Genomic DNA, 26,197 nt, shown 5'->3' with positions numbered 1-26,197 from the left:
CAATCATTTTAAGTTCTTAGAGCAACTCTAAGAACAGTATTTTTTTCGGGTATCCTATTCGGGGAGTTAACGAAGTGAGCGAGTGCAGCATCTTCGAATTAAGAAATGGGAGTTAGAGTCTTCAGACTCGACATTTTGCAGATTTTTCGAGTCTAAAGAACTGCGTACGCCTCTTTCTTTCATAGAGAAATCCTTAGATCACTTCGTTAACTCTAAGGATAGTCACAGTCGTTTTCTTTTGCCCTCGTATTTAGTTCTAAATCAATAAGGAAAAGAAGAAAACAACATGATTTTTAATTTCATCTAGAAAAATTGTTATAATATTGAGTGCTTAACGATTATTTACAATACTGTGTATTGTATATTTATAAACCGAAATCGTCGGAAAAGAGTATAAACTATAAACACATATAATTTTTTAAACCACGTACTAACATTAACACAACGAAAACATGCAAGTCAGTCAACAAACAACAGTGTATCAGCCTAAGCATAAAATTAGGATTGTAACCGCAGGTTCACTTTTTGATGGGCACGATGCAGCTATTAATATCATGCGCCGTATCATGCAAAGTTCGGGAGCTGAAGTTATCCACTTAGGACACAACCGATCAGTGGAAGAAATTGTGAATTGTGCAATTCAAGAAGATGTACAAGCGATCGCGATTACTTCTTACCAAGGAGGACATGTGGAGTATTTCAAATTCATGTATGACCTACTTCAAGAAAACAACTGTGGGCATATCAAAATCTTCGGAGGAGGAGGAGGTACGATTCTTCCAACAGAAATTGATGAATTACACGAATATGGTGTCACAAGAATTTACTCCCCAGATGATGGTCGTGAAATGGGATTGCAAGGAATGATCAATGACATTCTAGAGCGTTGTGATTATCCGACAGGCATCAATCTGAATGGAGAATTAGAGAAATTCAAAACCAAAGAACAAGCAAGTCTTGGACGTGTCATTTCTGCATCTGAAAATAATAAATCACAACTGACAGATATTCTGAAGTTGGTAGAAGATGTAAAAGTGCCTGTACTCGGAATTACAGGTACAGGAGGTGCTGGTAAATCGAGTTTGGTAGATGAATTGATCCGTCGTTTTCTGATGGATTTTGAAGATAAAAAGATTGCGATTGTATCTGTTGATCCATCTAAAAGAAAAACAGGTGGAGCATTGCTCGGAGATAGAATCCGAATGAATGCCATAAATAGTGATCGTGTATATATGCGTTCTTTGGCTACTCGTCAGACCAATGTTTCAATTGCTCAGAATGTACAAGAGACCTTAGATATCTTAAAAATTGCTCAGTTTGATCTTGTGATTTTGGAGACTTCGGGTATCGGACAATCGGGAACAGAGATTGTAGATCATTCTGATGTATCGCTTTATGTAATGACGCCAGAATTTGGGGCACAGACTCAGCTTGAGAAAATCGATATGCTTGATTTTGCAGATTTGGTAGCGGTCAATAAGCTCGACAAAAGAGGGGCTTTGGATGCACTTAAAGCGGTGAAAAAGCAATACCAACGCAATCATCAGCTTTGGGAAACTGCGGAAGATGAAATGCCAATTTATGGTACTATTGCAAGTCAGTTCAATGATCCAGGCACAAATCAACTTTTCAGAGCAATTGTCGATAAACTGAATGAAAAGTTCGGTTTAGGATGGGATAGTTCGTTTTCTCTAGTGCAAGAACAGTCTGAAAAGCACTACATCATTCCTCCAAATAGAACACGTTATTTATCCGAAATTTCAGAGTCTAACCGTCGTTATGACCAAGAAATAAATAAACAGGCAGAAATAGCCAATGCTTATCAGAGTGTGTTACAAACTATTGATCTTTTGAAAGATGAAGATCAAGATTTGTTGAAACACTTGGAAGCAAAAGCTGTAAGCCTAAAACAACAACTCAACATCGAGCATCTGAAAGTTTTGGAAGGATGGACTGAGTTGAAATCTCAATACGCTGCTGATGAATTTATCTTTAAAGTAAGAGATAAAGAAATCAGAATGAAAACCTACTCGGAATCGCTTTCTCATTCTAAAATACCAAAAGTGGTATTGCCAAAATATACGGCTTGGGGTGATATTCTGAAATGGTGCGCACAAGAAAATGTACCAGGACATTTTCCATATACGGCAGGCGTATTCCCATTCAAACGTGAAGGTGAAGATCCTACTCGTATGTTTGCTGGAGAAGGAAACCCAGAAAGAACAAACAAGCGTTTCCATTATCTATCGTTTGGTCAACCAGCAAATCGCCTTTCAACAGCATTTGATTCGGTGACACTTTATGGTGAAGACCCAGACCACAGACCAGATATTTATGGTAAAATCGGAAACTCTGGAGTAAACGTTTGCTCTCTAGATGATGCCAAGAAGTTGTATTCGGGCTTTGATCTTTCTGCTCCAAATACATCGGTTTCCATGACCATAAACGGGCCTGCGGCAGCCATGACCGCTTTCTTTATGAATACGGCAATTGATCAGCAATGTGAATTGTATATCAAAGCCAATGGATTGGAAGCTGAAGTTGAGCAAAAAATAGAAGCAATCTATAAAGAAAAAGGTGTTGAGAGACCAAAATATATTGGTGAATTGCCAAAAGGAAATGATGGTCTTGGTTTGATGCTTTTGGGGGTAACAGGAGATCAAGTTTTACCAAAAGAGGTCTATGAAAAAATAAAGGCTGAAACACTTACGAAAGTAAGAGGTACCGTTCAAGCAGATATCCTCAAAGAAGATCAAGCGCAAAATACCTGTATTTTCTCTACTGAATTCTCACTTCGTTTAATGGGAGATTTACAGCAGTATTTCATTGATTCGAAAGTCAAGAATTTCTACTCGGTTTCTATTTCTGGATACCACATCGCAGAGGCTGGTGCTAACCCAATTACTCAATTGGCATTGACGCTTTCAAATGGTTTCACTTTTGTAGAATACTACTTGAGTAGAGGAATGAATATCGATGATTTTGCTCCGAATTTCTCTTTCTTCTTCTCAAATGGTATTGACCCAGAATATGCCGTAATCGGACGTGTAGCTCGTAGAATTTGGGCAAAAGCCATGAAATTGAAATATGGTGCAAACTCGCGTTCGCAGAAACTGAAATACCACATTCAGACTTCGGGTAGATCACTTCATGCGCAAGAAATTGCTTTCAACGATATTCGAACAACGCTACAAGCACTGTATGCTATTTACGACAACTGTAACTCTTTGCATACCAACGCTTACGATGAAGCAATTACAACTCCTACAGAAGAGTCTGTGCGTAGAGCGATGGCTATTCAGTTGATTATCAATAAAGAATTGGGACTAGCTAAGAATGAAAATCCGCTTCAAGGTTCATTTATCATTGAAGAATTGACAGACTTAGTGGAAGAAGCTGTGCTTACGGAGTTTGATAGAATTACGGAACGTGGAGGTGTTTTAGGAGCGATGGAAACCATGTATCAGCGTTCGAAGATTCAAGAAGAATCAATGTATTATGAGCATTTGAAACACAATGGTCAATTCCCGATTATTGGGGTGAATACATTCCTTTCAAAAGAAGGTTCGCCAACGGTTATTCCAGAGGAAGTGATTCGTTCGACCACTGAAGAAAAAGAAGCACAGATTAGTTCTCTTCAAGGTCTTCAAAAATCAAATGAAGAAGCAGGGAAGTTGGCACTGAAAAAGCTGCAAGAAATCGCTGTTCAAAACGGAAATACTTTTGAGGCACTGATGGATGCTGTAAAAGTATGTTCACTAGGTCAAATTACAAATGCACTATTTGAAGTAGGCGGGCAATACCGTAGAAATATGTAATCGAATTTTATTAAATAATTTGAGTCCTCTCAATCTGCATATTGGGAGGACTTTTTTGATTTCTATAATCATTTATAATAAGTAGAATAAATGTAAAAAATATAATGATTTTAATGGCAGGCTTTAAACTTGAAGTGGATGTAGCTGCTAAGACTTCAAATATGAATTCAATAATTTCTAGCATGTTTTTTATTTAAAAGATGTTTCCCGACCAAGGTTCCGAGCCAAGCCATTGGAACATATGCAAAAATGAGGTCTGTTAATGTGAACCACATGGGTGATTCAAGGCTGATAATACTCGCAATGCCTCCCAATAAGAAAAGAAATCCGATAGCGAAAGCAAATGTCCTTTTATAAGTAGCAGCTAGTAAATAAGCTAATAAAGCCCCTGTAAAAGTACCGAGTGCTTGTGCCAAGAACGGGAATAAAAAGTGTTTTGGCTTGAAAAGGTGTATTCCTTCTGCAAGACTTTCCACATCAATAGCATCAAAGCCTTCTGGAGGAGGAATGATTGAAGGACCAATTACGATAAGTCCTATATTGACTGCACTTCCAATGACAAGCCCGACAAGGACTGCCATGATGTTTTTGAAAACTTTCATTCTTATCATTAAAAAGTGATTCTTTAAATTACTTAGAATTTGATATAGTTTAAAAACAAAAAAACAAAAAATGCGATTCCCATTTAAAATGAAAATCGCATTTGAAGAGGTCAATTTTAAGTGATTTAGAACCAATATCCTAGTCCCAAAACAACTTGATTCATTCGGCCATTTACATCGGCACCATTTATAGATTTTACATATTTATTGATGTTTCCTTCATAGCGTGCATCAATCGAGAATTTGCCAATATCTACGCCACCACCTGCTTGGTAACCCCAAACGAGGTTGTTGCTATTAATGTCATTTACTTCTGGAAGAGAACTGAATCCATCTTCAAGTACAAAGGACATCATTGGTCCTGCATTTAATCTGACAGCTAAAGATTTTAACCCGATTCGGAACCCTAAAAGAACTGGTAAATCAATTCGTTCTTGTGTGAAATCTTTTGTTGTAGCAGCTTCTTCAAAAGAGAATTCGCCACCATTTCTGCTGTAGTAAAGTTCTGGCTGAACATAAAAGCCTACCAATGGAATTTTGACTCTTGCGGCAATACCTGCATGCCAAGATTGTGCATTTTCGAAGTCATAAGATTTGCTTTGGCTAAATCCCATGCCTCCTTTTAGTCCAACATTAATGATTCCTGATTGTGCGTGTGCGGCTTGTGCAATTAGGATGAAGAAGAAAAAACTTAGTAATTTTTTCATTTAACTGTAGTCGGTTTAGTTTATAATTTGTTAGTGAAATCAAAGCGTGCAAGTTAGTATTTGATTGAAAATATATATTGTAATAAGTCTTAACTGTTTGAATGGAAAGCATAAAAAAAGAGACTGCCTCATAAACCTGAAACAGTCTCTTTTACTTCAATTATAGTTGGATTAGAACCAGTAACCAAGTCCTAATGTCCATTGGCTGATTTTACCACTAGCATTACTATCGTTATACTCTACAAAATCATTGATATTTCCTTCGTATCTAGCATCTAGAGAGAATTTCCAAACATCTACACCAACACCTGCTTGGTAACCCCAAATGAAGTCATTAGTCGTTACATCTCCTATATCTTGAAGGTCTGAAAGTCCGTTGTCAAGCATCAAAATACCCATAGGACCAGCGTTAAGTCTGAAAGCCACAGCATCAATACCTAATCTCCAACCCAAAAGAACTGGAATATCCAAACGATCTTGAGTGATTCCGCTTACTTGAGGAAGTCCATCATTATGGATTTGAATTTCACCACCTGTTCTTGAATAATAAACTTCAGGCTGAATGTAAAGTCCTACTACTGGAATTTTAATACGGCTAGTTACACCAAAGTGCCAAGATTGTGCTTTGTCTGAATCTTGAATAAGCGTTGATTTGTCAAAAGCAATTTCACTTTTACCAAAGCCACCTTTGATACCTAGGTTAAAAATATCAGATTGTGCATTCGCAGTTTGAATTAATGCAAAAACAAAAAGAATTGATAATAGCTTTTTCATTTTGATAACGTTTAAGGAATGATTAACTACTTTAAGAACGTAGTTGATTCAATATTCTTATGAAATTTCTATTATGACAATCCTTTTTTGTGATCAGACAATTTCTGACTTAGAAAATTTCAAAAAAGATGATCTGTTTTTTTAGATATTCTATACCGTTAAAAGGTCGATATCTCAATGTTAGAACCAATAACCCAAGCTAAAAACCCATTGATTAATCCTTCCATCGATATTGACTCCTGCAGATTCTTCTATAAACTTATTGAAGTTACCTTCATAGCGGGCATCGAAGGATAATTTCCAAAAATCTACACCCACACCTGCTTGGTAGCCCCAAATAAAATCATTGGTTTCTGTTTCGAGTAGTGTATTTGATAGATCATCTAATCCATTATCTAGCATAATGATACCCACCACTCCAGCATTGAAACGTATGGCAATGACATCAAGGCCTAATCTCCAACCTAAAAGTACAGGTATATCAATTCGGTCTTGACTAAAAGACTCATTTCCCCCTAAGCCTTGAAGGACTTCAATTTGCCCTTGCGTGCGAGAATAGTAAACTTCTGGTTGAACATAAATGCCAAATACTGGAATTTTTATACGCGCCATAAGACCTACATGCCATGAAGCTTCTCGATCGGCTTCTGAAGCTAGAGCGGATTCATCGAAGGTGAATTTGCTACTTCCAACTCCTCCTTTAAGTCCGATATTCAGAATACTTGATTGGGCAAATGTGAAATGAGCAGAAAATAGCAAAGAGAGTATGATGAATATTTTTTTCATGAGAATTGGGTTAGTCAATACAAAGTTGATTCAAATAAGTTTGCTTGAATTTAAATGATAAAAAAAGAACCTTTTAGCAGATGTGTTTATCCTCTAAAAGGTTCTTTGAAAATGACTAAATCTTAAATATAGAATGGGGACACTTAACTTCAAGCTAAACGATATCTACATAATCACTTGCGACCCATCCTTCAACCTGCGTTCTGACTTTGAGCCAACCGTCTCTTTCTCCTAAAATTTTTAGCCTTGTGCCTTCAGGAAGAGGTTCCATCACTTTTTCAGCTTGGATGCTAGGCATCTCTCTGATATTTAGAAGAGGCACACTAACTTCTGCTTTCATAGCTGTAAAAGCTTCTTCAGAGTCTCTTTCTTCTGTAAGACGACTTCTGAGATTGTCTAATGGAAATGCAGGTCCTGGGTCTTGCTTTCTACCTGGAGAAATTTCCTCATGCCCTAAAATCTCTTTGATTGAAGGATAAGTAGCTAACAGAAGTTCACAGATTTTTTCAACTGTATCAATTTGCTTTTCGGTGTAGTTGTGCCAGTATCGTTCAACTTTTTCATTACGGTGTGTGGCTTTCACAACCGCTGTAGCTGGGTATTTTTTTCCGAACCAAGCACTGTAACTTTGACCTATGGGTTCGAGTGGGCCAGCATTGTCTATTTCAATACCAATCGAAAAGTTATTGAAGCCATTTCTTCCTTTGTAACTACTTTTTCCTGCATGCCACGAAATTGTATTGAAAGGTACGAGTTGAATGACTTCTCCTTTTCTGCCAATCACAAGGTGGGCGGAAGCTTTGATATTCTCTTTGCACAGATATTTGGCAGAAGATAAAGCATCTCGTCCTGCGGTATAATGCAAAATTATGCTACTCGGTAATTGTTGAAACTTTTTTGTGTTTTTTGAACATTCCAAGTGCGTTACCTTGCCTTCTAATCTATGGTTGTCATCGATTTGAAAATTCATCATCTACCCAAATATTTTAGACCTATCTTTTTTCTTGATAAATGGCATATCTACATTTCGTGTAAGCGTACTTGCCACTTTCTCGGCAGATCGTCCGATCACATAACCACCTAAACCAATTTGAAGTAAGTCCCAAAATTTAGGGTCAAGTCTTTTTGAAATGAGGTCTTCTGAGGCCACATTCATAAATGCAGGTTCAATGAAGTAGGCATAAATCACGATAAAGCCAAAAGCAAGCATGAGAATAGGTCTCCATGATCTTTGAAGCCAGTTTCCTCTTGCTTCTAATTGAATGATTTCAGACTGAGCCTTCTGAAGATTGTTAAGACCTGTCATTACAATTTCACTCAATTCATTTTTGGCAGCGCTTTTCTCTTCGTCAGAAGTACTAATATTATCAATAAGTTTCCCGCCACTGTCTATGATCCCTTTGGCTTCAGAGCTAAAGATTTTGGATAAAAAGTTCATGATTAAAAAAAATATCTTATTTGAATGATTCTACTCAAAATGAGAAATGTACAAATTAAAGATATGGAAAAAAATGTTAGAATCTAAAATAGATTTATTTAGGGGATGGGTATAAAAAAGAGAGTTAACTCAATGAATTAACTCTCAATTGGGCGTTACGATAAGTAATTTACCCTCAATATGAAAACTACTTATGCTTACAAACAGTCTACACTGTTGTCTACACTTCGATTTACTTAGATGTCTGTCTTACTGTCTTTTAGATTTATGCTAACTTTTTCAGAACCAATACTGAGTATAAATTCACCTGCTTCAAGCTGTTTGTTGAGCTTTCTTCCTGTGAATGCAAGCTTATTCATAGGCAGTTCAAAACTCACTTTTTGGCTTTCTCCTGCTTTGATTTCTATTTTTTTGAAGTCTCGTAAACGCTTCACTTCTGGAGTGATACTAGCATATAGATCACTGCTGTACAATTGAATGACCTCTTTACCATCTCTTTTACCTGTGTTACGCACTGTTACCTCAACTTTTACGGTCTCAGAAGAAGTCAGTTCAGTTTTATCAACTTTCAAGTCAGTATATTCAAAAGTGGTATAGCTCAAACCAAAACCAAATTCCCATTGTGGATAGAAAAGTGACTTTTGATAAACACTTCCATCTGAAGGAGGAAGTTGTTCTGTGTATTTGTGGTAATAAGGAACGATGTCATTTTCAAACCTAGGGTAGGTGTATGGTAGTTTCCCATTTGGGTTATAGTCTCCAAATAGTACTTGACTAATTGCTTCACCTCCTTTATTTCCTGGTAAGTAAGCATGAAGAACAGCTTCAGATACCTCTTCAATTTCTCTGATAATTCTAGGACGACCTTCGTTAAGAATCAAGATGATTGGTTTTCCTGTTTTTGCCATTTCTTTAGCCAATTCAATTTGGTTTTCAGAAATAACTAAAGATTCTAAATCTCCTGGTTTTTCGGTATAGCTGTTTTCCCCTAAACAAAGAAGGATATAATCTACGCTTTTGGCTGCATTTACTGCTTTTTTGAAGCTTGATTTATTTTCTGCCGAATAAACGTCTTTTTCGTTGTAAGTAATGGTCGGAACAAAAATAGTATTTGCTTTTCCAAGGGTATTTTCAATGGCTTCTTTGATGGTGTTTTCAGCTTCTATGGCATCGTTAGTTACACTTCCTTGCCAATTGTAAGACCATCCTCCGTTCAGTGATCGCATCGAATTTGCATTAGGCCCTGTGATCAGAACTTTCTTGTCTTTCGTTATTGGTAGAATGTCTTTGTTATTTTTAAGAAGAGTAATTGACTCAAGTGCTGCATCTAAAGCTAATTGTTGATGTTTTGTAGAGGCAAAATCAGGATAGTCTTCAAAACTCATCACAGGATGTTCAAATAAATCTAAGTCCATTTTTAGCTTCAGAATTCTTTCGACTGAAATATCTAAACGACTTTCTGGGATAGCACCTTCTTTTACAAGTTCAATAAGGTGTTTTGTGAACTCAACATTGTATGGAACCATAGCCATATCTACACCTGCCATGATCGCTTGTCTTACAGCTTCTTTCTGACTATCTGCGGTGCGGTGTCGAGTATGTAGGTAATCAATATCTGCCCAATCAGTAACTGCCACACCTTCAAAGCCCAATTTATCTCTTAACAACTCCGTTAGAAGTTTATAACTTCCATGAACTGGAACGCCATTTACTTCACCCGAGTTAATCATGATCGTTTTTGCTCCCGCTTTTATTGAAGCCTCAAAAGAAGGAACATAATATTCTAATAACTGTCTTTCAGGAATCCAAGCTGGGGTACGGTCTTTACCACTTAGCGGAGTGGAATATCCGATATAATGTTTAAGGCAAGAAGCTACTCTAAATTTATCAGCGGTGTTATCACCTTCAAAGCCATTTATCATTGCTACTCCCATTTCAGAAATAAGGTATGGGTCTTCGCCAAATGTTTCCCAGATTCTTGGCCATCTTGGGTCTTTTCCTAATCCTAATACAGGGCTGAATGTCCAAGGAATAGAAGACGCTCTAGTTTCATAGGCTGTTGCTTTTGCTCCAGCTTCTACCAACTCTCTATTCCAAGTAGCAGCCAAACCAATTTGTTGAGGGAAAAGTGTTGCACCGTCGGTGTAGTTTGCCCCATGAATGGCATCAATACCATAGAGAATCGGAATGCCTAATCTTGTTTCTTTTGTGGCTACCTCTTGCATCAAAGAAATAAGGTCTTGCCATTTTTGCGGTGTATGTGCAAATCCTCCACAGTTTAAAATAGAACCTACTTTATGTTCTACGATAATGTTTCTAAGTTTTGCTTCATCGAGTTCTAAAGGTTGGATAATATTGAAAGGGTCTTTTCCTTTAGAAACTACTTCCAAAGTTACTTGGGTCATCTGACCTGCTTTTTCTTCTAGGGTCATTTGACTAATAATTTCTTGAATCTTCAGCTTGTCTTCATTGTTGCTCTGGGCTGTTGTTCCTGTACATCCCCATATGACAAGCACCGATAAACATGAAAGTACATGTAATCGGAAAAAAGTGCTTACCTTTTTCATCTGTTTATGGTCTTTATAATCTGAATGCTAAGTGTGCAGAAGCATGTGTTTTCTGCCATTTGTATGATAGCCAATATCACAGAATTCAAAATGATATACAAGTACGTAATTTCTACATTCTGAGAAGAAAAGTAGACTTGTCTAGTTTTTTGTAGCACTTAAAAAACACTTCTATACACGTTTAATGCATTGATTATTAGTGTTTCTGTTTTTTTCTTCTAGAAAAAGTTATACTTCTTATGTACAAAAAATGATGAGTGGAAAGAGTGTTAAAATGAGTTCTTAAAAAATTATAATATTTTTTTAGTGTTTCATTATTGGTAATAACGTTCTCTTACACGCTAAATATTCTCCCGTGTAGCCTTGTGCTTTAGATGGTTGTGATTTCTATGATCTTAGTTCAATTGGAGGAAAGCCAAAATGTTTTTTGAAGGCTGCACTAAAGTGAGGAAGGCTATTGAAACCTAAGTTTTCACTAATTTCTAATAAGGTCTTCGAAGAATATTTGATTTGTCTGTGTGCCTCTTCCAGTCTGTGAAGATTGAAGAATTTTAGAATGGGCATCCCGTAAACTGCTTTGAAACTACGCTGAAGTTTAGAGATACTCATGTGATATTTTTTGCTCAGCGTTTCTATTTCTGGAGAATGAGCGAAATCATATAAGAGTTCTTCTTTGAGTTGGAGCATCATACTCAAATCATCTTTGTGAATATTGGTTGGGATGAAGCTATTTTTTTCTTTTTCTATCAAGTTGGATATATGTCCTAAGATCTCAAAAGCTCTCGCATAGAAAAGGTGCCTTCTCTGTTTTACATCTTTTGAAATCATGAAGCAATCTCTAACTAAGCTCTCAATTTCGGGAGTTAATCTTGAATAATAATTCCATTTGAGGTTATTACTCATCAATTCTTTAATTGCGGGGTGGAGCAAGTCGCCCCATTCAACAACAAAAGAATAAGGGATACGAATGACAAACCATTTAAATTGTTGTTCTGCAGCATAGATGATTTCAAAACTTTGTGTAGCATCGTACATAAAAATACCCTCAGAGTTGGTGATTTCATTTTTGACATTTGATATCCCTCCATGAAAACCAATACGAATGGCAAAGTATTTTTCATAATCCGAACTTTCATTGATAAATCGTATTCCTCTTTTAATGAAAAGATTTGTAACCCCTATATTTATACCATTTGGGTATTTTAAGGACACGATATCGTAGCTACCAAATTGGTCCGTAAAGTTTAGGGCTTCCCCATCCCAATTCCCTTTTCTTTTTTTACTAGTTCTTTTAAAAAAGCCAATGGCATCATAATCTTTAAGTCTAAATTCGATTAATTCTTCATTTTTCATTCTAGTCTCTAATTAGATGGGGAAATATATTACGGTTATGGAATAGGTCATTAGACTAATCTTGTCAGATTTACACCCCAATATTATGACCGAAATTTATAAATACAATCTCTTTATTTATAATTAAAGTTCATGGGGTATGTTGCTACTTTGCAACTGTAATAAAAACAAAAGCTTTTGACTGCTTTTGTAAAACACTAATCTTAACCCACTATCAAATGAACTTGAATAGTAAATGGATGAGTACATGGTTGCCGTGTGCTTTATTAGCAACACCAGCATTGGCTCAAGAACCTGTAAAAGGTTTGTCTGTACATGATTCTGAAGACTCTAAACCTAAAGAGTTAAATTATCAAACTAATGGAATAGCTGGAAACCCAAATATTGTCGTAATTCTTACGGATGACGTTGGTTTTGCCCAAATGGGAGCTACTGGTGGTCAAATTAAAACCCCCGCATTTGACCGAATTGCAGAAGATGGACTCCTTTATAATCGTTTCCATACTACGGCACTCAGTTCTCCTACACGTGCAGCTTTGTTGACAGGTCGAAATCATCATCATGCTGAAACGGGTGTTATTATGGAGTTGGGGAATGGTAATGAAGGATATACTTCTATGTTACCAGATGAAACCGCTTCTTTTGCAAAGGTTATGCAAGATGCAGGATACTCTACTTCTTGGTTTGGTAAAAACCATAATGTTCCTGCATGGGAAGCTACAATAACAGGGCCTTTCAACAGATGGCCAAATGAGCTTGGCTTTGATTATTTCTACGGATTTTTAGGGGGAGATACAGATCAGTTTCATCCAGCTTTAGTAGAAAATAGGACTAGAATAGAAGCACCTTCTACAAATGCAGATGGCTCGCCGTATCACCTCACACACGATATGGCAGATAAGGCAATTAGTTATATAGAGTCAGTTGATGCTTTAGCGCCAGATAAACCTTTCTTGCTTTATTTCTCACCAGGAGCAGTTCATGCACCTCACCAAGCACCGAAAGAATATATAGAGAAATACAAAGGACAATTTGATGAAGGATGGGATGTATTTCGTGAGAAAGCTTTCGCAAATATGAAAGTAAAAGGCATCATTCCTGAAAATGCAGAATTAACGCCTCGTCCTGCAAACTTGCCAGCTTGGGATAGTCTGACAGATGAGCAAAGAATGGTTTTTGCAAATATGATGGAGGTATTTGCTGGATTTACAGAACACACCGATGACCAGATTAATCGAGTGTATGATGCTGTGGAGGAAATGGGTAAACTAGATAATACGGTATTCATTTACATGGCGGGTGATAATGGTGCATCGGCAGAAGGTGGAATGGATGGGCTATTGAATGAAATGGCTCTATTCAATGGTATTGAAGAACCTTGGGAAGATAAAGTAGCAGCTGTAAAAAGTGGTACTTTAGGTTCTGAGTTGTACTTCAACCATATGCCTGCGGCTTGGGCTTGGGCGGTAAACTCACCTTACCAATGGACAAAACAAGTAAGTTCGCACTTGGGAGGTGTAAGAAATGCAATGGCTATTTCATACCCTAATGGGATTAAAGAAAAAGGAGGAATCCGTTCGCAGTTTACACACGTAACTGATATCGCTCCTACAATCTTGGAGATAGCTGGACTGGAAATGCCAAAATCAATTGATGGAGTAGATCAAGATCCTTTTGATGGAACATCTTTTGTCTCTTCATTTGAAGATGAACATGCAGAAGAGAAGCACACAACACAGTACTTCGAAATCTTAGGAAACTTAGGAATCTATCACGATGGATGGTGGGCAGGTGCAATGAGAGTTGAACCTTGGGAAGCTGCCTCTACGAAGATCGACTTGATGGATATGGAATGGGAGCTTTATAACTTGGAGGAAGATTTTTCTCAAGCACATAATTTAGCCGCAGAAATGCCAAAGAAATTGGAATATATGAAACATATGTTCTTTGCAGAAGCTGCCAAAAATAAAGCTCTACCAATAGATGACCGTCGTGCAGAACGTCTTAGATCTACTAATCGTCCTTCGTTGGCATCTGGAAGAACAACATTTAAATACCCGAATGGACTACGTATTCCTGAAGGTGGAACACCTTTTATTAAGTTTATTTCACATCAGTTTACAGCAAAATTAGATGAAGGGTATAAACGTGGTGATAAAGGTGTACTCATCACACAAGGTGGCCGATTTGCTGGGTTTAGCTTATTCGTAGACAAATCGGGTTATTTGGTGTATGTATATAATGATACTACTAAGCCTTATATTATTAAGTCGAAAACGAAAGTATCTGCAGGAGCAAAAGAAATGCAAGCAAAAGTGATTATGGATGAGATGAAGCCATACACTCCTGCAACAATTCAGCTGATGGTAGATGGAAAAATTGTAGGTGAGGGAAGAATCGGAAGGACAATTCCAAATATATACTCTTTGGATGAAACGTTAGACGTAGGGCATGATACAGGTACTTCTGTTTGCGATCTTTATAAAGTAAAGGATAGTAAGTATACAGGTTTACTTAAGCGAGTAACAATAGATTTGATAGAAGAATATAGTGTAAAATAGTCTACATAATTGTTTCATTTTCCTAAGGAGCTTTAAAACCTCCTTTTGTGTAATCATAAAAAGTCCATTCTTTGCTTTCCTTTTGGAATGTGTTTAAGAATGGATTTTTTCTATTTTCAAGAAAATGTATTGCGAAGGGAAGGAAACATGTATCAAGTATAAATGAATCAAATACCCTTGTTGCATTTAGCTCATATAGTATAGTTTTGTTGACTTTTATACTGATGGTTTATCTCATGTAATAGAATTTAATTCAGTTTTAAGTGGTATAAAATCACACATAAAAGTGTTTTTGTTACATTTTTTAATAACTTATGAATATGAAGTATTTTTTACATCTGAGGATTATTCTTTCACTTATCCTAATGATGCCTTTGTCCTTAAAGGTATTTTCTCAAGACAATATTTCTTTTACTCATATTCATAAAGGTTTATCCCAAAAAACGGTCTCTACAATTCTTCGTGATCAAGATGGATTTATGTGGTTCGGCACAAGGTATGGACTGAATAAATATGATGGTAAGCAATTTTATAGCTATATCCATGCTCCCGAAAATGTACATTCCATTTCCAGTAACAACGTACGTAGCATGGTGATGGATTCTCTAGGGAATTTTTGGATAGCAGCCGAAGCAGAAGGGTTAGATTACTTTGATACAAAAAAAGATATTTTCATAAACTTCAACCATGATGCTAATAACCCAAATTCACTTTCAGAAAAAAATACAAGTACCGTATTCATAGACAAGAATCATCAACTATGGGTAGGGACAGAAAATAAAGGGCTAAATCTTTATAGTGCTCAAAGCCAAAGCTTCAAACATTACCTTCATGATGAACACGAACCTAAATCAATTTCTCATAATCATATCATGGATATAGAGGAAGATCATTTAGGGAATCTTTGGGTGGCTACCCTCGGTGGTGGTTTGAACTTATTTAATCCGAAAGACAATAGTTTTCTTTCTCTAAGTAGGTCAAATGGGCTGTTGAGTAATGATTTTATTTTTTCATTGGGAAAAAGCAAAACAGGATTGTGGATAGGCTCAGAAAAAGGACTCTATCATTTAAGCATAGGAGAAGGTCTCACTGATGTGATCATTAAAGAAATAGATTGTGTTCAAAAAGGTCTTTTGCAAGAATTGCAATCTTATACCATCCTTTCTGTAGTAGAAGACGAGCTTGATCATGTATGGATAGGTACTGAAAATGGTGGACTGTATCTCTATGATCAGAAGACGAAGAACCTTCGTGTTTTTACGAGTGATAAAGGAGATAATGACCGCTTAGCAAGTAATTCTATTTGGTCATTATTTGTAGATAAATCCAATACACTTTGGGTCGGGACATTTAATAATGGGGTCAATAAGTATGATCGCTATCAACGTAAATTCAAGCATATCTTTAGAAAGAAAGATATTAAAAACACATTGAGCTACAATACTATTAGCTCTTTTGCGCAAGATGAAAAAGGGAATTTGTGGATAGGAACAGATGGTGGCGGACTGAATTATTACAATGAGAAAACAGGAGCATACACCTACTTTAAGCATGACAAAAAAAGAGCTTTAAGCTTGGTAAGTGATGCCGTTTTAAACTTATTGATTGATAAAGAAGGAGACTTATGGATAGCTACTTGGCAGGGAGGTTTGAGTAAAAAAATTAAAGGAAAAGATGCTTTTATACATTATCCGCTGAATGGCTTTAAAGATGAATCTAAGAAAGATGATTATGCATACTTCTTGATGGAAGACCAGAATGAAAATATTTGGGTATCCATGTTTAGAGGTGGAGTAGGTATTTTTGATAAAAAGACAGAATCCTTTAGAACATTAGAAGTCTCAGACACTGATGCTTTAGCTATTAGCTCTTCAAAAAATAGAGTTATTCATCAGACCGATGATGGTGTGATTTGGCTCGGAACGGAAGGCTCGGGTTTGGATAAACTTATTCTCGATGAGAATTATAAGATCATTGAGAAAACAAACTATGAATACCGAGTTGCTGACTCGTTGAGCATGAATCATAACACCGTAACTACGATTCACGAAGACAGAAATGGCGATCTATGGATTGGTACGTTTGGTGGCGGAATCAATATTCTTGATAGAAAGACAGAAACATTCAGCTATATCACATCGAAAACGGGCTTGACAGGAAATGTGATTTTGGGAATTGAAAGTGACCATGATGGAGGAACATGGGTGACAACCAGTCAAGGACTTAACCTTATCCATCCAAATGGTAAGATTGAAGTTTTCGATACAGAAGACGGGGTGCAGGATGCCGAATATGTTAAGAATGCAAGCTTTGTAAGTCCAGATGGAGAGCTGTTTTTTGGTGGAATCAATGGCTTTAACCGTTTTTACCCTAAAGATATTAATAGAAATAAAGAAATTCCTGAAGTACTGCTTACAGGTTTTTCGGTATCCGATAATGCAGATTTGAATTTCAAAAATGGACGTTTATTATCAGATATCTATCCTGAAAGTCGTATTGTATTAGATCATAATCAGAATGATTTTGAATTTGATTTTTCAGTTCTAAACTATTCTCAACCTTCGCAAAATCAGTATGCCTACATGTTGTATCCTTATAATACAGAGTGGATACATGTACAACCAAATGATAGAATTAATTATACGAATGTACCTCCTGGCGAATATGAATTTAGAGTAAAAGGTGCAAACAATGATGGGGTTTGGAATGAAGAAGGTTCACTGATTTATGTGTTTATTGACAAACCTTGGTGGGAAACCAACTTGGCTTATTTCTGTTATTTTGGACTGTTTTTATTTGCCTTATTTATGGTAAGACGAACTACCTTGGCAAGGGAAAGATTGAAGAATAGGTTAGAAATCGAGCATTTTGAGTTGGAAAAGCTCCATGAAATGGATGAGATCAAATCTAGGTTTTTCGCAAATATTTCTCACGAGTTCAGAACGCCTCTTACGCTGATTATCGATCCAATCAAAGCATTATTATCGAATAACTATCAAGGAGATGTGGATAACCTGTATCAGATCATGCTCAAAAATGCTGAACGTCTGCTCCATTTGATTAATGAGTTATTGGAACTATCTAAGTTGGAGTCTGGAAATATGAAGTTGCAGGTTGGCGAACACAATATTATCAGCTTCCTGAAACCAATTGCATACTCTTTTACATCTTATGCGGAAAGAAAATGTATTGATTTCAAATGTGAATTTGAGACAAAGACATTAAACGTATTTTTTGAGAAGGAAAAAATAGAGAAGGTTGTCACCAATTTACTGTCAAATGCTTTCAAGTACACACCAGAGTATGGGCAGATTTTATTTAGAATTACAGATACAGAAGATTCTGTAGAAATTATTGTCAAAGACACAGGAGTAGGGATTGCAGAAGAACATCTTCAATATGTTTTCAATCGTTTTTACCAAGTGAATGACAAGAAATACCAAGGAACGGGTATTGGTTTGGCACTTACTAAAGAGTTGGTAGAGTTACATGGCGGTAAAATATTGGTTGAAAGCACTTTGAATGAAGGTACGCAATTCACGATTTCTCTGAGAAAAGGAGATGCTCATTTTACATCTGATGAAATAGATGAACGTTTGAGTGTAGATAAAGACAGCTTTTCTTATTCGCCGACAAAAAATAATGCACTAGATACCAAGCAGAAAGAAAAAAGGAAGGTTCCAGCTGTCGCGAACAAATCAAGTAAGACAATTCTGATTGCAGAGGATAACGAAGATTTGAGAAGTTTTATCAAAAACTATTTGAGTACTTCTTATAAAATTTTAGAAGCAGAAAATGGGGTAGAAGCTCTCAAACTAGCTCAGATGCATTTTCCAGATTTGATTATTACCGATATCATGATGCCTGAAATGAATGGTTATGAATTGGGTAAAGCAATTAAATCGGATGAAAAGACATCTCATATTCCTATGATTATGCTTACTGCAAAAGCAAGCCAAGAAAGTGAAATTCAAGGTTTGGAATTAGGTGCAGACTATTACATCACAAAACCATTTAACCCCCAATTACTAGAATTAAGAATTCAGAACTTGCTCAATACACGTAAACTCATTCGTGAAAAACTAATGCAAGGTTCTTCTGAAGAGCTTAGTCCGAAAATAGTCCAGCTAGTTTCTAGGGATGAGCAGTTTCTAAAAAAGATTTTGGCATGTGTAGAAGAAAATATAGCCAATTCTGATTTTAGTGTAAACGACCTTTGCAAAGAATCGGGTTTGAGTCGAACTCAACTTTACCGAAAATTGAAAGGTTTAGTCGGTCAGTCTGCAAATGAATTTATCCGTTCTATTCGTATGAAGAGAGCCGCTCAGTTGTTGGAACAAAATCAAATGACAATTGCTGAAGTAACTTACCAAGTAGGTTTTAATGATTTACAGTATTTCAGAGATTGTTTCAAGAAACAATTCGGTGTAAACCCTTCAGAATATTTAGAAAGTTTGGATAAAAAACAGCTTAAAACGTCCGTGTAACACTTATGGAACATGTTCCATACAGCTTTGGAACATTTACCGAAGTATAGATTGATTCATTTTCTGGAAGTTTGGAAGTGTTGAAAGAACACATTTTTTGATTAATCTAACTGAATATGAATTTTTCCCAATTACAAAAAGGTGTGCTAACCTTTTACTCATTACTGTGCATCATCAGTATACTAACTGTGACAACAGTATCAGCACAAGAACGCATGATTACAGGAACGATCAAGGATAATGCTGGGATTACATTGCCAGGTGTTAATATCTTGATTGTAGGTTCCAGCGTAGGTACTACAACGTCTATTGATGGAGTTTTTAAACTAGCTCTTCCACAAGATGTTACACTTCCAGTATTGCAAATCTCAGCAGTGGGATACAAAACATTGGAAGTTGAAGTAGGTAATCAAACAAACTTTAATCTGACCTTAGACGAAGACGTAAGTCAGTTGGAGGAAGTGGTTGTGGTCGGATACGGTAAGCAGAACAAGGCTTTGATGACAACCTCTGTTTCTAGTGTAAAAACTGCCGACTTGGAGAGTTACTCTGCCGGTTCTGTTCAAAATTCACTGACTGGACGTATTGCAGGTGTAAACGTTGTGCCTTCGGGCGGTTCACCAGGAGCAGGAATAAAAGTGAGAGTTAGGGGTACTGGTTCAAACGGAAATTCTGATCCACTTTACATTGTAGATGGTATGCGTGTACCCAATATCGATTTCTTAGACCCTCTTGAAATCGGTTCAATGCAAGTATTAAAAGATGCAGCTTCTACAGCTATTTATGGAGCAGAAGGAGCAAATGGTGTTGTTTATGTAACAACTAAAGAAGGAAAAGCAGGAGAAACCCGTATTACGTATGATTTGCAGTATGGGGTACAAAGTGTAGACACTCGTATTGATTTGATGAATCTGAATCAATTTGAAGAGTATTGGGGAGAGAGAGGTTTGACTAGAGATCATGATCCTCTGGCTGAAACAAATTGGTTAGACGAACTTTTCCAAACTGCACCACAACAAAGACATGCTTTAACGATCAGTGGAGGAAATGAAAAATCAACATTCTTTGTATCGGGTAATTTCTTTACGCAAGATGGTGTGATTGGAGGTGACTTATCCAAGTTTGATCGTTTCTCAATCAGATTGAACGGTTCTCATCAAGTAAAAGATTGGTTGAATTTCTCGCATCAAGCATCTTATGCAAGTTTTAAAAGAAACAACATTCTAGAAAATGATTCTTATGGTGGTATCGTTCAAACGGCAATGATGTTTGATCCAGCAACACCTGTTACATTTTCAAATGGTTTACCAACTTATGTAACTACCAAGTTTGGAACAGACCTTCCTTATCAGCAAGCTACAAATGGACAGTATTATGGTGTTTCCACCTTTACAACTCAAGAGATTGGTAACCCAATCGGATTGTTAAATGCCGACAAGAATACAAGTGAAACAGGCTTATTCTATGGTTCATTCCTTGGTTCAGCAGACTTGATGGACGGGTTGAAGTTGAATTCAAGAATGGGTATGGCTATGTCTAACAATTCGACACATAGCTGGCAAAGAACATATTTTTATACCACTACAGCCACGAACGGTCAAGCCAATTCAAGAAGTTCAATGAGTAAGTTTGTAAGTTCGCAGTGGGAAAATTGGTTGAGCTATGACAAACAATTTGGAGACCATGATATCAGTGTGATATTGGGTAGCTCAGTACTTTCTCAAAAAACAACCTTTGTAGCAGGTGAAGGTGGGCCTCTTTTTGGTGAAACCGATGAGTTATCATACTTAAGTTCTATTCCGAATGGTCAAGAAAATACAAGAGCTTTCGGTAATGAGGAATTGGTGAAATTGATGTCTTACTACGGACGTTTTCAGTATAATTATAAGCAGAGGTATTTATTGGGGATCACCGCAAGAACAGATGGCTCTTCATTATTAGCTGAAGGTAAAAGATGGGGATTTTTCCCGTCAGTATCTGGGGGATGGGTAATCTCAAATGAAGAATTCTTTGATGTACCAGCGATTGCTTTTGCAAAGTTGAGAGCTTCTTGGGGACGAAATGGTAGTTTGTCAAATCTTTATCCTGGAGCTTCCATTGGTTTAGTAAGTCCTACATTCCAGTATACAAACGCAGATGGAGAAGTTGTCATTGGTGCAGAGCCACTACGTCTTTCTAATCCTGAATTGACTTGGGAAACTTCTGAACAATTGAACATTGGTATGGACTTGGGCTTCTTGGATGACCGATTGACTGTAACAGCAGATTATTTCGATAAGCAAACAAAAGACCTTTTGAATCCTGGTACTCCTCCGAGCTTTGTAGGTAATTTCCCTCCAATTGTAAACTCGGGTACAGTTAAAAATACAGGTTTTGAATTAGGAATTACTTATGACAAAAATACTGGACCTGTGAAGTACAGCATCTCGGCAAATATGACAAGAATTGAAAATGTAGTGACCGAGATCGACCCAAATAAACTAAGAGAAGAAGGGACAAATATTGGAGGACATTGGAATGGTGCAACAGCTATGGAAGAAGGTTATCCGTTATGGTACTTTAGAGGTTATAAAACCAATGGAATCTTCCAAAGTCAAGAACAAATAGATGAATACCATGCTACAATAGATGCAGGTTCTTATCCTGCTAAAAAAGGTGATCCGATTATTGTTGATGTAAACGGAGATGGCCAGATTAACTCGGGTGATTTTACAGAAATTGGAAGTCCTCATGCAGACCTTTATTTGGGATTGAATGCAAAAGTAGAATATAAAAACTTTGACCTTCAAGTTTTTGCTCAGGGTTCATTTGGGAATGATGTATTGATCGGCTATGCTAGAACGGATGTAAATGGAGCGAATTATCCGAGCTTCTTCTATGAAGATAGATGGACAGAATCGAATGCGACAAATGATTGGTTTGGAGCTAATTTCGATGAAAAGGCGCTATCATCAGACTTTATGGTACAAGATGCTTCATTCGTAAAAATCAGACAGCTACAATTGGGGTATAATTTACCAAGCGCTGCATTAGACAAATTGAAATTGGGTAGTGCAAGATTCTATGTGTCATTGGATAACTTCTTCACCTTCTCTTCTTACAAAGGCTTTGACCCTGAAATTGGTGGAAGTAACGATGATAAAAGTTTAGGAATTGATAGAGGGGTTTACCCAACACCAAGATTGATGATGACAGGTTTATCTGTGAAGTTTTAATTTTTTAATCGAAAAGAATCATGAAAAAATATATAATCCCAATACTTTTTACTTGTGGTCTTTCTATGGGGACGTTAACCTCTTGTGAAGATTATTTAGAGACACCGTTGAATGGTGGAGTAGCAAGTGAAAATTTCTTTCAGAATGATGATCATGCTGAAATGTCTGTGACCGTAGCCTATGATATGTTAATCTGGCACCATAATCAATGGGGTTGGGGTAGCCCAATTCTTTCAAAGATATTACCATCTGATGAAGGTCAGTGTGGTGGTGGTGGTGCAGGTGACCAACCAGGTTATCAAACCTTAGATGATTATGCTTTTGATGCTTCCAACGATAAGGTTTTGGCTACTTGGGGGGTAAATTACTTTGGAATTTACAGAGCAAACCTTGCGATCAATAACATTGATCCAGAAAGTGATTTCCGTAAAAGACTTATTGCAGAAGCAAAAGCTTTGAGAGCATATTATTACATGGAATTGGTTTCTCTTTGGGGAGATGTTCCTTTGGTGCTTGAGGAACTTATCGTTTCTGAGTATAACCAAGCAAGAACACCCGCGGCTGAAGTTTATCAACAAATTGAAAAAGATTTAACGGAAGCAATTGCGGATTTGCCTCTAAAAAGTGAGTATTCTTCTGCTGATCAATTCCGTATTTCTAAAGGAACAGCACAAACTTTACTAGGAAAGGCTTACCTTTTCCAAGAGAAATATAGCGAGGCAGCAAGTACATTTGCTTCTGTAATTTCTTCTGGAGAATATCAGTTGGAGATGGATTATGCAACTGTTTTTAGTACAGAAGGCGAGTTTGGAGTAGAGTCAATTCTTGAGGGTTCATATTCTAATTCTCAAGCGTATAACTGGGGGAATTTCCCTTGGGGACAAAGAGCACAATCTAATATCCATACACAATTGATGGGGCCAAGAGCTGGAGCTGTTGTTGATTTAGATATGTTGGATGGCTGGGGATTCTTGTTGCCAAGTCCGAAACTTTACGATGCTTATGAAGCAGAAGGTGATGTAGTAAGACGATCTGCTGTAATTATTACCGCTCAAGAATTTATTGATTCAGACTTGCAAGCACAAAGAGATGCAGGAGTAGCAGAGGATGAACTTGTAACACCTGATTTTAGTGAATTCCATGATTTTGAAGGCTTCTTCAGAGCTAAGTTTGGTACTTATTTAGATGAGACCAGTACTAATGGAGAAACGGCATTAAACTATGGTTCAAACTGGAGATTGCTTCGCTTTTCTGATGTATTACTTATGGCGGCAGAGGCTTACCATAAATCTGGGAATGATGCACAAGCCTTGGTTGAATTGAATAAAGTAAGAGAAAGAGTTTCATTGACTCCTCTGATGGGAGTAACTGGCAACGATTTGTTTGAAGCCATTGTAAAAGAGCGTTTCCTTGAACTTGCTTTTGAAGGACAGAGATATGTAGACTTAAAGAGATGGGGGTTAGCAGAAAGAGAGTTAGGTGATTTGGGATATCAGGCTAAACATGCTTTATGGCCAATCCCTCAATCAGAGTTAGTGGCGGCTACTAATCTTACTCAGAATCCGAACTGGTAGTAATAGTATCTGTATAAATAGGAAGAAAGATAAGTATTGATAGGTCAAAAGTGAGTTGTTTAGAACAAGATAATTATGAGCGGTTATCGAATTAAAGTTCTGAATTGAGTAGGGGATTGATCGGTATTTGCGAATTTTTTAGTTGGAAATTTACTTTTGACTATCAAACTATTTTTCTGAAATAACAAAGCTGACAAACAAATAAGAACCTTTTGTAGGATGTTATCATCTTCTAAAAGGTTCTTTATTTTTAATCTATTGACTAAGGTATCTCACAATGAGACTTTAGGATTGAAGTTCTATTTTAGTCCATATCAAAGACTTTACTTTCTAAAGGAGTCTCCATCCAATCCGTATAACTTTGTTTGTTGTTTTGTACCCAATTGGCAAATTGTGGATAGGCATTGATGATGCTCACACCTTCTTTAGGATGGTCGAACTTTGTACTTGAAAATATCTCAAGTCTCCAAGGGTAGCCTTCTGAAGTCATAAAGTTTCCACCGTCATGTCCTGTATTTTGCATTGCTGAATTAAAGTTTGATGTTACAGGGTATCCATCTCCATGAATTTCATGAGATCGATCAAAAGTACGACAGATAAAGATTTCTGGATCAATGTTTTTTATCTCCAATGCAGGATCAATAACAATAGAAAACCTTTTATTCTGAACATCTCCATTTGCTCCATCTCCATTATTTTTATAACCTAATTTCTGATTATTTGATATTACCTTGATAAGGTTACTTGAAATTTCTTCCGTACCAGGTTCATAGCCATTTGCTCCACCTACACTCGTTATAATTTGTTGTTCAAATGGAGTTTTATCAGCTTTCAAAAGTCGGATCATTACATCTGAATTGAAGTCTCCTCCATTTGCATCTATGTCCATACTAATTGATAGGTGTACAATATTATTATCTGCATTTTTAATGGTGTTCACTATTGTGGAAACCACTACATCATTAAAATCATAATCTCCTTGGTAAGGCCATAAATCTTCAAAAAGAACAGATCTATAACCTTCTGCAGGATATCTCTCAAAGAAAGCTTTTGTAGCATCATTCGGATAGATATCGATATCATCATTTACTCCATCATTATCGCTGTCTAAAACTGTGCCCGTCAATGTAATGTTATCTATTTTAGCAGAGCCATTTCCTTGGTCATAACCCGAAATATAAATTGTAGCTTTAGTAGCCCCTTGAGGAGGTGTGAATGAAAATGATTTATTTTTCCAATGATGAGAACCATTAGCATGTGTTCTTTGATCTTGAGAAATAACATTACTGCTTCCTACAGTTTCAGCGCCTGAATAATACATGATGTGAAAATACAGATGCATATGTTTGATATCAGCTGAAAGTTCATATTCACCACCTGCCGAAATATCAATAGTTTGACCTAGTAGTAAGTGTGTTTCAAGAGGCTCTGCAAATTGATTATTACTTTCAGTTCCGTGTATTGCTTGATAGTTTGATCTTGATGATGTATACCATCCACCTTCATTTAATAGGAAGTGCGGCCACCAGTTATCATTGGGTAGTACCGTAAGGCTACCATCTAAAGTGCCATCTTGAAGTAAGTTCGTTGATTGGACTCTCTTATTGCTATTCGAGTTTTTTTCTACATCAAGTGCCAAGTACTTCAATCCATTAATGAATGGATATTGATTGTCTATTTCCAGAATATCTGAAGGACTAAAAGTTGCGACCTCCATAAAAATATCACCTTCATCAGGAAGTACTTCCAATACATTTTGAGTTTTTGGGAAGTAGATTTGAAGCTTGCTTAAAGTATGCGGAAGTTTTCCAGTAAAAGAAACACTATTGTTTTTTATAAGTGCTTGCGTCAGTTGATTTCCTTCCATATCTAAAAGCAGTACCAATTCATTTTCTAGGTTGAAATTGGTCTCACCAATATTTTGAAATTCTACGGTTAGATCAAGAGGAAGGCTCGCAGACCAAGAAAATTGATCAGGAACTTGAAGTTCGTTCATTGTGCTTATCGTTCCTGTATTAGTCTGTTGTGTAATAAGAGTAGGAACGTTTTCTTCTTGCGTACAAGAAAATAAAGCAGCACATAAAAAGCTTAGGTAAGTTAATATTCTCATTAGTTTCTAGTTGGTATTAGGTTCTAGTGTAGGTTGTGTAAGTCGTATTGTTTCTTAATTCATCAGTAGAACCCTGTCTTTGAAAGCTACGTTCATGCACTTCTACTAAGCAGGAGTTTTACCCGATAAACAGTACTGATATTTCGATAAAATTACACATGTAGGAAATCCATTTTTGAGACTTAAGAATTGAATTTGATGTATA

14 protein-coding genes are annotated in these 26,197 nt (G+C 36.8%); 5 read left to right on the top strand and 9 right to left on the bottom strand.

Translation table 11 applies throughout. The features are described from left to right. Window positions 1-452: 452 nt before the first annotated feature. Window positions 453-3,818, top strand: coding sequence for a methylmalonyl-CoA mutase family protein (locus BC781_RS02670; protein WP_109615702.1), 3,366 nt, complete (start codon window positions 453-455; stop codon window positions 3,816-3,818). Window positions 3,819-3,985: 167 nt separating this feature from the next. Here the strand turns inward: BC781_RS02670 and BC781_RS02665 are convergent, their stop codons facing one another. From BC781_RS02665 to BC781_RS02630, 8 genes are all read right to left on the bottom strand, one after another. Next, window positions 3,986-4,420, bottom strand: coding sequence for a hypothetical protein (locus tag BC781_RS02665; protein ID WP_109615701.1), 435 nt, complete (start codon window positions 4,418-4,420; stop codon window positions 3,986-3,988). Window positions 4,421-4,545: 125 nt separating this feature from the next. Beyond that, window positions 4,546-5,127: a porin family protein gene (locus BC781_RS02660; RefSeq protein ID WP_109615700.1), complete on the bottom strand. Its 582-nt coding sequence runs from the start codon at window positions 5,125-5,127 to the stop codon at window positions 4,546-4,548. 171 nt (window positions 5,128-5,298) lie between these two features. Further along, a complete protein-coding gene (locus BC781_RS02655; protein WP_109615699.1) occupies window positions 5,299-5,901 on the bottom strand; it encodes a porin family protein in 603 nt (200 codons plus the stop codon). Between the two features lie 180 nt (window positions 5,902-6,081). Then, the gene (locus BC781_RS02650; RefSeq protein ID WP_109615698.1) at window positions 6,082-6,687 is read right to left on the bottom strand and encodes a porin family protein; all 606 of its coding nucleotides are present in this window, start codon (window positions 6,685-6,687) and stop codon (window positions 6,082-6,084) included. Window positions 6,688-6,841: 154 nt separating this feature from the next. Then, window positions 6,842-7,660 carry an N-acetylmuramoyl-L-alanine amidase gene (locus tag BC781_RS02645; RefSeq protein ID WP_109615697.1) on the bottom strand — a complete coding sequence of 273 codons (819 nt, stop codon included), beginning with the start codon at window positions 7,658-7,660 and terminating at the stop codon, window positions 6,842-6,844. After that, the gene (locus BC781_RS02640; RefSeq protein ID WP_109615696.1) at window positions 7,661-8,125 is read right to left on the bottom strand and encodes a 3TM-type holin; all 465 of its coding nucleotides are present in this window, start codon (window positions 8,123-8,125) and stop codon (window positions 7,661-7,663) included. Between the two features lie 236 nt (window positions 8,126-8,361). Then, complete coding sequence (locus tag BC781_RS02635; RefSeq protein WP_109615695.1) at window positions 8,362-10,692, bottom strand: glycoside hydrolase family 3 N-terminal domain-containing protein; 2,331 nt, start codon at window positions 10,690-10,692, stop codon at window positions 8,362-8,364. A gap of 387 nt (window positions 10,693-11,079) precedes the next feature. Beyond that, window positions 11,080-12,045 carry a helix-turn-helix transcriptional regulator gene (locus BC781_RS02630; protein WP_109615694.1) on the bottom strand — a complete coding sequence of 322 codons (966 nt, stop codon included), beginning with the start codon at window positions 12,043-12,045 and terminating at the stop codon, window positions 11,080-11,082. A 218-nt stretch (window positions 12,046-12,263) separates the two neighbouring features. On the opposite strand from BC781_RS02630, the gene BC781_RS02625 reads away from it, so the two are divergent. The 4 genes from BC781_RS02625 (at window position 12,264) to BC781_RS02610 (ending at window position 23,882) form a co-directional block, all read left to right on the top strand. Further along, the gene (locus BC781_RS02625) at window positions 12,264-14,606 is read left to right on the top strand and encodes an arylsulfatase (protein WP_109615693.1); all 2,343 of its coding nucleotides are present in this window, start codon (window positions 12,264-12,266) and stop codon (window positions 14,604-14,606) included. 320 nt (window positions 14,607-14,926) lie between these two features. Further along, a complete protein-coding gene (locus BC781_RS02620; RefSeq protein WP_158281378.1) occupies window positions 14,927-19,093 on the top strand; it encodes a two-component regulator propeller domain-containing protein in 4,167 nt (1,388 codons plus the stop codon). A 188-nt stretch (window positions 19,094-19,281) separates the two neighbouring features. Continuing rightward, window positions 19,282-22,308: a SusC/RagA family TonB-linked outer membrane protein gene (locus BC781_RS02615; RefSeq protein ID WP_158281377.1), complete on the top strand. Its 3,027-nt coding sequence runs from the start codon at window positions 19,282-19,284 to the stop codon at window positions 22,306-22,308. A gap of 20 nt (window positions 22,309-22,328) precedes the next feature. Further along, a complete protein-coding gene (locus BC781_RS02610; protein WP_109615690.1) occupies window positions 22,329-23,882 on the top strand; it encodes a RagB/SusD family nutrient uptake outer membrane protein in 1,554 nt (517 codons plus the stop codon). Between the two features lie 304 nt (window positions 23,883-24,186). Here the strand turns inward: BC781_RS02610 and BC781_RS02605 are convergent, their stop codons facing one another. Continuing rightward, window positions 24,187-25,992, bottom strand: a complete 1,806-nt coding sequence (locus BC781_RS02605; protein WP_109615689.1) for an LruC domain-containing protein — start codon at window positions 25,990-25,992, stop codon at window positions 24,187-24,189. Window positions 25,993-26,197 lie beyond the last annotated feature (205 nt).

The organism is Sediminitomix flava, from assembly GCF_003149185.1.
GTDB lineage: Bacteria > Bacteroidota > Bacteroidia > Cytophagales > Flammeovirgaceae > Sediminitomix > Sediminitomix flava.
The sequence above is the reverse complement of the archived record's forward strand: the minus strand, read 5'-3'. Positions and strand labels throughout refer to the sequence as shown.

What these genes read in the sequence shown, in the direction of transcription:
- BC781_RS02605 (WP_109615689.1), bottom strand. Translation starts at nt 25,992, where the DNA reads ATGAGAATATTAACTTACCTAAGCTTTTTATGTGCTGCTTTATTTTCT.
- BC781_RS02670 (WP_109615702.1), top strand. Translation starts at nt 453, where the DNA reads ATGCAAGTCAGTCAACAAACAACAGTGTATCAGCCTAAGCATAAAATT.
- BC781_RS02665 (WP_109615701.1), bottom strand. Translation starts at nt 4,420, where the DNA reads ATGAAAGTTTTCAAAAACATCATGGCAGTCCTTGTCGGGCTTGTCATT.
- BC781_RS02610 (WP_109615690.1), top strand. Translation starts at nt 22,329, where the DNA reads ATGAAAAAATATATAATCCCAATACTTTTTACTTGTGGTCTTTCTATG.
- BC781_RS02625 (WP_109615693.1), top strand. Translation starts at nt 12,264, where the DNA reads ATGAACTTGAATAGTAAATGGATGAGTACATGGTTGCCGTGTGCTTTA.
- BC781_RS02640 (WP_109615696.1), bottom strand. Translation starts at nt 8,125, where the DNA reads ATGAACTTTTTATCCAAAATCTTTAGCTCTGAAGCCAAAGGGATCATA.
- BC781_RS02645 (WP_109615697.1), bottom strand. Translation starts at nt 7,660, where the DNA reads ATGATGAATTTTCAAATCGATGACAACCATAGATTAGAAGGCAAGGTA.
- BC781_RS02660 (WP_109615700.1), bottom strand. Translation starts at nt 5,127, where the DNA reads ATGAAAAAATTACTAAGTTTTTTCTTCTTCATCCTAATTGCACAAGCC.
- BC781_RS02630 (WP_109615694.1), bottom strand. Translation starts at nt 12,045, where the DNA reads ATGAAAAATGAAGAATTAATCGAATTTAGACTTAAAGATTATGATGCC.
- BC781_RS02655 (WP_109615699.1), bottom strand. Translation starts at nt 5,901, where the DNA reads ATGAAAAAGCTATTATCAATTCTTTTTGTTTTTGCATTAATTCAAACT.
- BC781_RS02620 (WP_158281378.1), top strand. Translation starts at nt 14,927, where the DNA reads ATGAAGTATTTTTTACATCTGAGGATTATTCTTTCACTTATCCTAATG.
- BC781_RS02650 (WP_109615698.1), bottom strand. Translation starts at nt 6,687, where the DNA reads ATGAAAAAAATATTCATCATACTCTCTTTGCTATTTTCTGCTCATTTC.
- BC781_RS02635 (WP_109615695.1), bottom strand. Translation starts at nt 10,692, where the DNA reads ATGAAAAAGGTAAGCACTTTTTTCCGATTACATGTACTTTCATGTTTA.